At 32.9% G+C, this 11,840-nt stretch carries 9 protein-coding genes; 2 read left to right on the top strand and 7 right to left on the bottom strand.

All coding sequences use genetic code 11. From position 1 onward, the window contains the following. Nucleotides 1–76 precede the first annotated feature (76 nt). Nucleotides 77–2,467 (bottom strand): penicillin acylase family protein, encoded by a 2,391-nt coding sequence (locus B0A81_RS13290; protein ID WP_089058481.1) that lies wholly within the window; start codon nucleotides 2,465–2,467, stop codon nucleotides 77–79. 118 nt (nucleotides 2,468–2,585) lie between these two features. Between B0A81_RS13290 and B0A81_RS13285 the strand changes: the two genes are divergently transcribed. Next, the gene (locus B0A81_RS13285; protein WP_089058480.1) at nucleotides 2,586–4,142 is read left to right on the top strand and encodes a hypothetical protein; all 1,557 of its coding nucleotides are present in this window, start codon (nucleotides 2,586–2,588) and stop codon (nucleotides 4,140–4,142) included. 82 nt (nucleotides 4,143–4,224) lie between these two features. Here B0A81_RS13285 and B0A81_RS13280 read toward each other — a convergent pair whose 3' ends face one another. After that, on the bottom strand, nucleotides 4,225–4,560 hold the full coding sequence (locus tag B0A81_RS13280; protein ID WP_089058479.1) for a GIY-YIG nuclease family protein: 336 nt from the start codon (nucleotides 4,558–4,560) through the stop codon (nucleotides 4,225–4,227). A gap of 258 nt (nucleotides 4,561–4,818) precedes the next feature. Between B0A81_RS13280 and B0A81_RS13275 the strand changes: the two genes are divergently transcribed. After that, nucleotides 4,819–6,630: a hypothetical protein gene (locus B0A81_RS13275; RefSeq protein WP_089058478.1), complete on the top strand. Its 1,812-nt coding sequence runs from the start codon at nucleotides 4,819–4,821 to the stop codon at nucleotides 6,628–6,630. 58 nt (nucleotides 6,631–6,688) lie between these two features. Here the strand turns inward: B0A81_RS13275 and B0A81_RS13270 are convergent, their stop codons facing one another. The 5 genes from B0A81_RS13270 to B0A81_RS13250 form a co-directional block, all read right to left on the bottom strand. Beyond that, nucleotides 6,689–7,135, bottom strand: a complete 447-nt coding sequence (locus B0A81_RS13270; RefSeq protein WP_089058477.1) for a YMGG-like glycine zipper-containing protein — start codon at nucleotides 7,133–7,135, stop codon at nucleotides 6,689–6,691. Between the two features lie 142 nt (nucleotides 7,136–7,277). Beyond that, on the bottom strand, nucleotides 7,278–8,555 hold the full coding sequence (gene kynU, locus B0A81_RS13265; protein WP_089058476.1) for a kynureninase: 1,278 nt from the start codon (nucleotides 8,553–8,555) through the stop codon (nucleotides 7,278–7,280). Between the two features lie 283 nt (nucleotides 8,556–8,838). Further along, entirely contained in the window at nucleotides 8,839–9,888 is a 1,050-nt protein-coding gene (gene queA, locus B0A81_RS13260) for a tRNA preQ1(34) S-adenosylmethionine ribosyltransferase-isomerase QueA (RefSeq protein WP_089054258.1), read from the bottom strand. A gap of 296 nt (nucleotides 9,889–10,184) precedes the next feature. Continuing rightward, on the bottom strand, nucleotides 10,185–11,414 hold the full coding sequence (locus B0A81_RS13255) for a 3-phosphoshikimate 1-carboxyvinyltransferase (RefSeq protein ID WP_089058475.1): 1,230 nt from the start codon (nucleotides 11,412–11,414) through the stop codon (nucleotides 10,185–10,187). Between the two features lie 98 nt (nucleotides 11,415–11,512). Next, nucleotides 11,513–11,839, bottom strand: coding sequence for a nucleotide pyrophosphohydrolase (locus B0A81_RS13250; protein WP_012022600.1), 327 nt, complete (start codon nucleotides 11,837–11,839; stop codon nucleotides 11,513–11,515). Nucleotide 11,840: the final 1 nt, after the last annotated feature.

Raw genomic sequence — 11,840 nt, 5'->3', positions numbered from 1 at the left:
TTATGGGAAGGTTTTTTTTAGATTCAAAGATGCAAAGGAACAAAGGTTCTTAACGCTCACAACTTTAAACTTGAAACTATTTTTGTTTTGGTTTCAAAACTAATTTTGTAGACGTTTTTATTATTTCGTCTTTATTCAGCTTCATTTTCCTGAACTTTCCTTCGTTGTACATTTCTGCTTGATCGCTGTAATGTTTACTAAATGGATTTCCTGATTGTCCTGTTGGCAAAATACTCCAGCTGTTTTCAATATCCGAAAAATCAACAATTCGTCTCGTTGATGGACCGCCTTTTACATAATATTTCCCTTCATTGTTTAAACCAAAAAATAAGTTATTAATTACTTCATTTGATCCCGGAGATCCAAAAGGACCAACATTAAATAAACCTCGAAGTGCAGCAATTTTACCAAGCGGATGTTCGTGTTCAACCGTATGTACTTTCTCCCATTGCCAATCGGCAACAGTATTTCCTAATTGCTTTTGAAGCGCGGCAACAGTCTCATGAAATGATTTTGCAACAATATCCTTTCTGGTTTCTTTTACATTTTTAGTTTTGACATTATCCCACCAAACTGAATTTTCATTTTTAATTTGATTGGCAATAACTTGTTTCCCTATCGAGATTCCTAAAAACAAATTAAAGTTATCCTCTCCCATTTCATCCTCAAAAGTATTCTTCAAGTATAAATACACCCATTTATTATAAATCGTTGGCGCAGTATCTTCAAGATTTGTTGTTCCTTTCCAAGACTTTAAAACATTGACAGCTTCTTTTTCTTCATTCGAAATCGTATTAAGATCGATATTCGAAATTAGATTTTTAACCGTTTCAACCGCAACATCAGAAGTATTGTCATAAATCATTTTACTGATTGCTTCTTTGTCCCAATCCGATTTTGCATCCATTAATCCAGAAATTCTTTTGGCACGGTCTTCTGGCAGATAATATCCTGGATACAAATAACCATCAATTGCTTCAGGCTGATTATTGGCCGAATAAACATATCCCCATTTTGGATTTTCGGCAGATGGATTCTTTGAAAAATCCAAATACTCAACAATATCCTCTTTTCCTGTTGAACCATCTAAAATTAAATGCGTATTTACACCTTTATTATGCTTATACAATTTTCCCGTTGCCCACCAAGCAACATTTCCTTTAGCATCACCATACATGACATTTAATCCCGGTGCTGCCACTAATTGAGTCGCTTTTCTAAACTCCTCTTTATTCTTTGCATGCGAAAGTCCATAAACAGCATCAAGAATCTGAATTGGCTGCTGCGTATACGTCCACAACATTGCAATTGGATTCTTCTTATCCAAATGATCCAGTAAATCATTCATAACTGGTCCATGTCGGCTTGATTTTATTGTTAAAACAACATCCGAAGTATCTTTTACTTTAATCGTCTTTTTTCTAACTTCATAAGCTGCAAAACCTGTTGGCGTTTGATATTGATTTAAATCTCCTGTTTTGTTCTTTTCTTGATAAAAATCGATATCATCATTTTCAAACATAGTCAAACCATAAGCATAATCACGATTGTGTGCCAATAACGGAAAAGGAGTTCCTGCCAAATAACAGCCGTAAAGTTCATGTTTTGGCGTCACAATATGTGCTTCATACCAAGTTGCAGGCTGTGAAAACCCAATATGCGGATCATTCGCAAAAATTACTTTTCCACTTTTCGTTTTATGCGGACCAGCAACCCAGCTGTTACTTCCTACAAATGGCGGAATTGGCGATTTGTCTAATAAAGCTGTTATAGATTTTGAAATCTCTGTATATTCTTCAATATTCTCTTTTGAACTCTTGATCTGCGTTGTATTGAATTCCCCTTCAATTCCTAAATCCTTCAAATAAGCGGCACCATATCTATTGCGAATATCTGTCAATAATGGATCTGTTTTTTGAGCCATTGCAAAACTAAAAGACATATATCCAAAAATATTATACACATCATTTATAGTGAATTTTTGCTTTTTAACACCAACAAGAGTAAATTCAATTGGTGTAGTTCCTTCCTCCAAGTATTGATTAATTCCGTCTAAGTAAGCCTGCGTTAGTTTATAACTCGCACTATTCTTGTCTAATTTTGAAATGGCTTTCGCCGAAGCTTCTTCAATACCAATTCCAGCGAAAAACTTATCATTTTTGAGTGTAACAGTTCCGAAGATTTCTGATAACCTGCCCGGAGCAATTCTGCGAAGCAATTCCATCTGCCACAATCTTTCCTGTGCATGAACATATCCAAGAGCAGTCATTGCATCTTCTTCAGAATCGGCATAAATATGAGGAACGCCGTATTCGTCAAAATAAACAGTCGTTTCCTTTTGAAGGTTTTTCAATTGCAATTCACCTTCATATTTGGGTTTTAAATGAAAAATATAGGCACATAAACCTATTCCAATTACAACAACAAGTACTAATAAAACCAACAGAAATTTTTTAAATCTTCTCATATTTCGTAAAAAGTATAAATAAATAAGGTTTATAAAATGATGTAACCAAAAAGCAGAATAATGTAAAATTCATTCCCTTTAAAAGTCTAAATTTATGTATTTAAAATCAATACTATAAATGTCTGTCTATAAAAAAATAACTATTGGAGTAATTTCTCTTTTTGTACTTGTAATTCTGACCAACATTAGTCTTAATTACTGGATCAAAAAACAGCTTCCAATTATTATTCACGAAAAGAACAAAACAGCTTACAACATCAATTACGAAAAAATTGAAGTTTCACTTTTTTCCCGTAATATCTATGCCCAAACATTATTAGTAAGTCCGAAAAACGAACCAAAAGATAGTAAAAATGGGCTTTTTTCTAAAATTGAATCAGTTACAATTAAACATTTTAATATTTGGGATCTGGCTTTTAGAGATATTATTCAGGCCGAAAGTATAATTATCAATAAACCGCGTGTTATTTTATACAAAAAAGGCGAAAAACTTTTAAACGACAACAAAAGTATCAAAACCCAAATCATTGAACCTTTTCGAAAAATAATTGCTGTTTCAAACATTTATCTTAATGACGGAACGGTGGATGTTGTTTCTTTAGATACTGAAAAACCAATTTTAAGCATCAAAAAAATCATCCTAAAATTAGAAGGAATTCTGTTGACAGATGCTACTTTAAAACAAAAAATCCCGCTGCAATATAAAACGTATGCGCTGGTTATTGATAGTTTGTTTTACAGACCAAATGCTTTTTATCATATCAATATTGGTAAAATAAGCACCGAGAAGAACTTTTTAAAAATCAACAACTTCTCTCACCTTCCTCAATTCAATCGACGAGAATTTATTAAACGATTAGATCAAGAAAAGGACATTTATACCTTAAAATTCGATTCGGCACAAGTACAAAAAATGAATTGGGGTTTTAAAAACGATCGCTTTTTCTTCAGAGCAAATTCAGTTGTGATCAATCATTTTGACGCCAATATCTATCGCGGAAAAATGCCAAAAGATGATCTGAGTAAAAAATATCTTTACAATCATTTATTGCGAAATATTAAATTCCCACTCCAAATTGACACTTTACAAGTTCTGAAATCGAAATTGGTTTACGAAGAAGAAATTGATTTCGCCAAAGGCCCTGGAGTTTTAAATTTCGACAAATTCAATTTGCAGGCAGTCAATTTAAAAAGTGGTTTTGGATGGAAAAAAACCGATGATGTCAAAATTAAAGTGAAATGCCTTTTCATGAAAAACTCTCCGCTGGATGTTGATTGGAGTTTTAATGTTTTAGATAAAAAAGATAGTTTTCATATTCAAGGCGTTATTTCAAACTTTGATGTTTCTGCCATGGGACAATTCAGCAAACCCTATATGAACGCTTCCTTTACAGGAAATTTTAATAAATATCGCTTTGATTTCTACGGAAATGACAACATCTCAAAAGGAAATGCATCTCTAGATTATGATGACTTAAAAGTGAAATTATATAAAAAGGAAAAGCCTGAAAAAGAAGCCAAACTCAAATCAGCTATTGCCAATTTACTGGTAAAAAATGACTCAAAAGACAAAACAAAAACCGCTGATATTGAAATTGAAAGAATTCAGGAAAAGTCATTTTACAATTTTTTATGGCGAAGTATTGCAGAGTCTTTGAAGAAGATTTTGATTTAGTTTTGTTTAAACTCAAGGTATTTACCACAATTTTGTCATTCCGAGGAACGAGGAATCTTTGTAAGAAGCTCTACAAAGTATTTCATATTAGTAAATCAATAATCTTAAGAAAAATATGATTCAAAAAATCTAAGTCTGGATTAATTGTTTTAATCAATTCTATTTTCTTATCTCTAGTCCAGCCTTTTATCTCCTTTTCTCGAATAATTGCCTCTTGAATCCACGTAAATTTTTCGTAGTACAATAAAAATTCAACTTTATATTTTGAAGTAAAAGTTTTATTTTCTCCAGTGACATTTTCTTTATGCTGACATAAACGAACCCTTAAATTGTTTGTTACCCCGGTGTAAAATAAGGTTTTAAACTTATTTGTTATAATGTAGATGTAATAAGTGTGATAGCCTTGTAATGATTCCATTTAATCAAATTAATTATTTGTTCCAATCCTAGAAACAAAAACAAAAAGATTATTCTTACTTTTTATGTATAAAAATAAATAAACAATTGTGAATTTGCATGCGGAGTTACTTACGAAGATTCCTCGTTCCTCGGAATGACAAAATTGAGAGCGACCTAATGGCGGAAAAACTTTCTCAACAATCTACAAACCTGATAATTATCAGGTTTTTAAAAATTATTTTTTTTTTCATTTGCTTTTATTTTAATCTGAAAACAAATGACAAAAACACCTTTGCATACTTTCCATATTCCGGTAATGGGACTTGCCTATACGATAGACAGCCCAATAAGAGTGGCTCAATACGGGATTTCGTCTGTGGTTTCAATCGCTGATGACGATCTAATTGAAAAGATGCGTAATTTCTACAGCACTAAATTCAACATTCCATACGAAGAAATAAGTCAGAAATTTCACGATTATCGCGCTGAAAGAATTACTTCTTACTTAAATTTAGTCGACAAAATTGTAAAAGAAAAATTCGAAACTTTTAAAACCGAATTAACAGAAAGCAAAACGGCTCTTGAACATTTCATGTCGATGCTGCCTAATACTTCTGATATTAAAAAAGGTTTCCAGAATTTATTGGATGATGGTATTTCTTTTAAAGAAAACATTCAAAGTTATATTGAATCACATCTTTTTCCAGGAGAAATTGACGTTAACATTATGACAAAACTGGACAAAGATAATTTTATAAAAAATGAACAGCTTCCAATTGAATTTAATGATGCTCACGCGGCTTTAAGAGGTTTTGCAAATAGTAATTTAGAATCGTCTGTTGTACTTTCTGCTGGAATGAATCCGAGATTGTACAGCTACTTTGAAAACTTCAAAGATTTTTTTCCAAATGAAAAGAACGAACTAAAAAAGAAAATTATTCTAAAAGTAAGTGATTTTCGATCGGCTATGATTCAAGGTAATTTCCTTGCTAAAAAAGGACTTTGGGTTTCTGAATATCGAATTGAATCCGGATTAAACTGCGGCGGTCACGCTTTTGCAACTGACGGACTCTTATTAGGGACGATTTTAGAAGAATTCAAGCAGAAAAAAGAGCAATTGGTACAATCTGCTCACGATTTAATGATTAAGGCTCTACAGCTAAAAAATCAAGCTTTTCCAGAAAATCCTTTAGACCTAAAAATTACGGTTCAAGGCGGTGTTGGAACTGCTGAGGAGCATGAATTTTTATTAGACCAATACAAAGTTGATTCTGTGGGCTGGGGAACTCCATTTTTATTAGTTCCAGAAGCTACTTCTGTTGATCAGGAAACCCGAAATTTATTAATGAAAGCCAAAGAAAATGATTTGTATTTAAGTCATATTTCGCCTTTGGGAGTTCCTTTTAATACTTTGCGCGGCACTTCAAACGAAGTCTTAAAACAAAAACGTATTCACGAAAATAAGGCAGGAAGTTCGTGCCCGAAGAAATTTTTAGCATTAAGCAAAGAATATGATCCTCACGGAATTTGTACGGCTTCAAAAAAATATCAGGATATAAAACTAGCAGAACTAGAAAGCGTAAAAAATACTTTATCTGCTGATGCATTTGAAAAAAGTAAAATGAAAATCACTGAAAAATCATGTTTATGTGTTGGTTTAGCAAATGCTTCATATCTTGAAAATGATATAAAAATAAAAGGTCAAGCGCAAGGCGTTGTAATTTGTCCAGGACCAAATATGGCTTATTTTGATCAGGAAGTTTCACTGAAAGAAATGGTACAGCATATTTATCAAGGCAAAACAATTATAAGAACTAATGACCGCCCCAATTTATTTGTGAAAGAATTAAAAATGTATGTTGATTATTTTAGAAATGAGATCGAAACAATCTCTGGCGAAGTAAGCACAAATCAGCTTAAAAAATGGAATTCTTTTAAAACAAATATTTTAGATGGAATTGAATATTATCAAAATCTATTTTCATCTACTTTCTATTTTAAAGATGAGGAAGAAAAAATCAAAAAGCAATTCGATTTTTATAAATCAGAATTAAACGCAATTTCAATACCAACTTTACAATTAGCTTAAAACAAAACCCCGATCAAGATATCTTAATCGGGGTTATTTATTTAAACAGAAAAAGCAGTTACTCCTTTTTCTTTTTACTATCAATAATTGCACCTGTTCCGGCTCCAACTCCTGCTCCGGCTAATCCGCCTATAATTGCACCTTGTCCTTTTTTCTTACTGACAATTGCTCCAGTTGCGGCTCCTACTCCTGCACCAATTACCGCGCCTTTAGCTGCAGAACTCCAACCTTTCTTTTTAGCTGGTGCTGGTGCTGCTGTTGTCGCTGCAGCAGTTCCATTTGCTTGCTGATGCACAACAACAACTTTTTCTTTTTCAGATTCAATTTTTTGTTCTTCTTTAATCTTAGCCATTTCAGTCTTCATTGAATCGATAACTCGCTGCTTGTTAATCTCAACTTTCATTGAATCAATACTGGCTTGTTTGGCTTTATTTATATCTTCTTTATTTTGATTCTGACAAGAAGTTAAAAGTATTACCGCTAATAAAATAAATAAGCCTTTCATGATTGTAGTTTTTAATAATTATACACTACAAAATAAAGGATATCTGCTATAATGCTTATTACAGAATTTTTTGGAAAGTTTATATGATTTGAAGATTATGGATTCATTGACAATTTTATCTCATTTCGAAGAACAACGAATATTACTTTCCTAAAATTCCTTTTTTCAAAATTTGCCCAAAGTCATACATGTCCTCATAAGAGCAATACAAAGGAACTGGCGCCAGACGAATTACGTTTGGTTCACGCCAATCTGTAATAACTCCATTTTTCATTAAATAATCGAACAAGCTTCTTCCTTCTCCATGTAGAAAAACAGACAATTGTGAAGCTCTTTCTTCAGGATTCGCTGGCGTAATGATTTCAAAAGTACTATCAACTTCCTTATCAATTTCGTGCAGAATAAATTCTAAATAAGACGTAATATGATCCCGTTTTGCAATTAAAGCATCCATTCCAACCTCAGCAAACATCTCTACAGAAGCTAAATAGGGTGCTAATGACAACACTGGAAGGTTACTAATCTGCCATCCTCCTGCTCCTTGAACAGGATCAAAGTTTGGTTCCATTTTAAAACGACGTTCTTTATTGTGTCCCCACCAACCTGCAAATCGTGGTAAATCTAGATCGCTGTGATGTCTTTCATGAACAAAAACTCCTGAAGCATTTCCAGGTCCTGAATTCATATATTTATAACTGCACCAAGCGGCAAAATCTACATTCCAATCGTGAAGTTCTAATTTGATGTTTCCAGCTGCATGTGCCAAATCCCAGCCTACTTTCGCTCCTGCTTTTTGCCCAGCTGCAGTTATGGTTTTAATATCGAAAACTTGTCCCGTATAATAATTTACACCTCCAATTAAAACTAAAGCCAATTCGTCGCCAACTTCTTCGATTTTTGCTAAAACATCTTCAAGACGAATATTGTGCTCGCCTTCGCGTCGTTTAACTTCTACAATGGCATCTTCTGGTTTATATCCATGAAAATGAACCTGACTCTGGAACATATATTGATCTGATGGAAATGCTTTTTCTTCGCAGATAATTTTATAACGCTTTCCTTTTGGCTGATAAAAAGAAACCATCAATAAATGAAGATTTACGGTTAAAGTATTCATAACGGTAACTTCTGACGGAAGTGCTCCCACAATTTTACTCAATGGTTCAGCGAATCTTTCCTGATAATCCCACCAAGGTTTCTCTGCATAAAAATGACCTTCAACAGCTAATTCTGCCCAGTCATTCATTACCTCGTCTATATAAGCTTTTGTACGTTTTGGTTGCAATCCTAAAGAGTTTCCAGTGAAATAAATTACTCGTTTATCATTTACTTTTGGGAAAATAAATTGATCTTGATAGTGATTCAATGAATCTTGAGCATCTAATTGTTTCGCGAATTCGCGTGTATTTTGAAAAGTCATTGTGTTTTTGTTTTGGATGCTAAAATAACAAAAATTGTTTATTTTGTTTCAAGTTTAAGGTTTCAAGTTGATATGCTTCGTGGTATTTAACTGCAAAGTTCGCAAGGTTTTTTGTTCCGTTTGTGTTTACCAAATGCATAAGAACACAAAGCTTTGCGAACTTTTCGGTTAAATCGCATAACGAACATCAAACTTGAAACCTGAAACTTGAAACCATTAAAAACAGAAAACCCGACAGATTCTAAAAAAACTGTCGGGTTCTTATTTTGAAAATAAATTCTAATTAAAGAATTAACATCGCATCTCCGTAAGAATAGAATTTGTATCCTTCTTTGATCGCTTCGTCGTATGCTTTTTTCATTAAGTCATGACCACAGAAAGCAGAAATCATCATTAATAATGTTGATTTTGGTGTGTGGAAATTAGTAATCATACAGTTTGCAATACTAAAATCGTGAGGAGGGAAAATAAATTTATTTGTCCATCCTTCATAAGGATTTAAAGTATTTGCAGAAGAAACAGAACTTTCAATTGCACGCATAGAAGTTGTTCCTACAGCACAAATACGTTTTTTCTTTGCTTTTGCTTCATTTACAATGTCGCAAGCCTCTTGTCTGATGATTAATTCTTCAGAGTCCATTTTGTGTTTAGATAAATCTTCAACCTCAACTGGATTAAAAGTTCCTAAACCTACGTGAAGTGTAACTTCAGCAAAGTTTACTCCTTTAATTTCTAATTTTTTCAAAAGGTGTTTTGAGAAGTGTAAACCAGCAGTTGGTGCCGCTACAGCTCCTTCTTCTTTTGCATAAATTGTTTGGTATCTTTCAGCATCTTCGGCAGTAACCTCTCTGCTGATATATTTAGGAATTGGAGTTTCTCCAAGTTCTGTCAATTTGTTTCTAAACTCTTCGTAAGAACCGTCATATAAAAAACGTAATGTTCTACCACGAGAAGTTGTATTATCAATTACTTCGGCAACTAATGAATCGTCATCGCCAAAATAAAGTTTATTACCAATACGGATTTTTCTAGCTGGATCAACTAAAACATCCCATAAACGCTGCTCAGAATTTAATTCTCTTAATAAGAAAACCTCAATTCTTGCACCAGTTTTTTCTTTGTTTCCGTACAAACGTGCAGGGAAAACTTTTGTATTGTTAAGAATTAAAACGTCTCCGTCATCAAAATAATTGATAACATCTTTAAACATTTTGTGCTCTATTGTTTGTTTTTGACGGTCAATTACCATTAAACGAGATTCATCTCTATTTTCTGCCGGAAATTCAGCCAAAAGTTCTTTCGGTAAATTGAAATTGAAGTGTGATAATTTCATATTTGAAGTTAGATTTTAAAATATCAATCTTAGACTTTTTTATCTAAAATTTTAAATCGCTTGCAAATATACGATTGTGAGATAGGCGTTGTCAAGTGTTTTGATGTTTATTTTCAAAAGTCCCTGATTTAGTGGAGTTTTCAGAACCATTAAAAATGTTTTTTTTACCATATAAGTTAGATAAGTTCATTTAATTTGGATTTCTTAAACAAAAAAACCTCTGGTTGAAACCAGAGGTTATATTATTAATCTTTATTAAGTCCTTTATTTAAATGAACTTATATAGTACAATTTGATTACAATTCTGAAACTTGAAAGTTTAAAGCCTTTAAATCATTCCAAAAATCTGGATATGATTTTGAAACTACTTCGGCATCATCAATAATAATTGGCACTTTTATAGCAAGCGGTGCAAATGCCATTGCCATACGGTGATCGTTGTAAGTTGCAATATGAACATCTTGATTAATTTCTCCAGATCGCAATAAAGTCAAACTATCATTAGTTACAGAAATATTGGCTCCTAATTTTGTAAGCTCAATTCTTAAAGCTTCAAGTCTATCTGTTTCCTTAATTTTCAGTGTATGAAGACCTGTTAAATGGCATCCAATTCCTAAACCTAAACAAGTTACTACAATTGTTTGCGCAATATCTGGTGTATTATTCAATTCAAAATTTACATCTTCATATGCAAAACCAACTTGTTTTTCCAATGTCATTTGATTATTTTGGAAAGTAGTTTTTACACCCATTTTTTCATAAAGAGAAACTAATTCAGAATCTCCTTGCAAGCTGTTTTCTTTATAACTGCTTAAAGTTATTTTTGCAGCATCAGCCAAAGCCACAAGGCTAAAGAAATACGACGCAGAACTCCAATCAGATTCTACAACCATTTCTTTTGATTCAACAGATTCTTTAGGATAAACTTTTATTACATTTCCTTCAAAACTAGTTTGAATATCTAAATCTTTTAGCAAAGCCAAAGTCATTTTGATATACGGAATCGAAGTTATTTCTCCTTCTAAAGTTAACTCTAAACCATTTTCTAATTTTGCCGCTACTAACAAAAGTGCAGATATATACTGACTGCTTACATTTGCCGCTAAAGTAACTTTTGAAGCGGTTACTTTTTTTCCTTTGATTCGAATTGGCGGATAACCAACTTCTTTTTCATATGAAATTTCAACGCCTAATTGTGCCAAAGCTTCAACTAAAATTTTAATCGGGCGCTCCTGCATTCTGCTTGAGCCTGTCATTACCACTTCTCTGCCTTCATTTACTGCAAAATATGCTGTTAAAAATCGCATTGCCGTTCCAGCATGGTGAATGTCAACAATTTCGTCATTTCCTGCCAGCGCTTTCTGCATTACTTCGCTGTCATCAGAGTTTGAAGTATTGGCTAATGTGATATTTGGAAATAATGCTTTTAGTAATAATAAGCGATTTGTTTCGCTTTTAGAACCCGTAATATTTAGTTGCGAATTATCAATCGTAAATTGTGAATTCGTGCTTAATTTTAAATTCATGATTTTAGTTATGAGTTGCGAATTGTGAGTGACATAATTCGAGTGCGCAATTTACCACTCCTCGCTCGTAAATCAAAATCTGCGCTAAAATTTCACAATTATTTCAATTTATCGTTGTTTTTGTGACGATCTTTATCTCTAACTGATTTTAAGTCCATTTTTTTATCAAAAGCAGCTTGTAAATCAATTCCTGTTTGGTTCGCCAGACATAGAACAACAAAAACAACATCGGCCAATTCTTCCCCTAAATCTTTATTTTTATCACTTTCTTTCTCAGATTGTTCTCCATAACGACGAGCAATAATTCTAGCCACTTCGCCTACTTCTTCTGTAAGCTGAGCCATATTTGTTAATTCGTTAAAATATCGAACACCGTGTTCTTTTATCCAAGTATCAACATCTAGTTGTGCATTTTTCAAATCCATC

This window comes from Flavobacterium plurextorum, assembly GCF_002217395.1.
In the GTDB taxonomy this organism is placed as follows: Bacteria; Bacteroidota; Bacteroidia; order Flavobacteriales; family Flavobacteriaceae; genus Flavobacterium; species Flavobacterium plurextorum.
The sequence above is the reverse complement of the archived record's forward strand: the minus strand, read 5'-3'. Positions and strand labels throughout refer to the sequence as shown.

What these genes read in the sequence shown, in the direction of transcription:
- kynU (WP_089058476.1), bottom strand. Translation starts at nt 8,555, where the DNA reads ATGACTTTTCAAAATACACGCGAATTCGCGAAACAATTAGATGCTCAA.
- B0A81_RS13250 (WP_012022600.1), bottom strand. Translation starts at nt 11,839, where the DNA reads ATGGATTTGAAAAATGCACAACTAGATGTTGATACTTGGATAAAAGAA.
- B0A81_RS13255 (WP_089058475.1), bottom strand. Translation starts at nt 11,414, where the DNA reads ATGAATTTAAAATTAAGCACGAATTCACAATTTACGATTGATAATTCG.
- queA (WP_089054258.1), bottom strand. Translation starts at nt 9,888, where the DNA reads ATGAAATTATCACACTTCAATTTCAATTTACCGAAAGAACTTTTGGCT.
- B0A81_RS13280 (WP_089058479.1), bottom strand. Translation starts at nt 4,560, where the DNA reads ATGGAATCATTACAAGGCTATCACACTTATTACATCTACATTATAACA.
- B0A81_RS13270 (WP_089058477.1), bottom strand. Translation starts at nt 7,135, where the DNA reads ATGAAAGGCTTATTTATTTTATTAGCGGTAATACTTTTAACTTCTTGT.
- B0A81_RS13275 (WP_089058478.1), top strand. Translation starts at nt 4,819, where the DNA reads ATGACAAAAACACCTTTGCATACTTTCCATATTCCGGTAATGGGACTT.
- B0A81_RS13285 (WP_089058480.1), top strand. Translation starts at nt 2,586, where the DNA reads ATGTCTGTCTATAAAAAAATAACTATTGGAGTAATTTCTCTTTTTGTA.
- B0A81_RS13290 (WP_089058481.1), bottom strand. Translation starts at nt 2,467, where the DNA reads ATGAGAAGATTTAAAAAATTTCTGTTGGTTTTATTAGTACTTGTTGTT.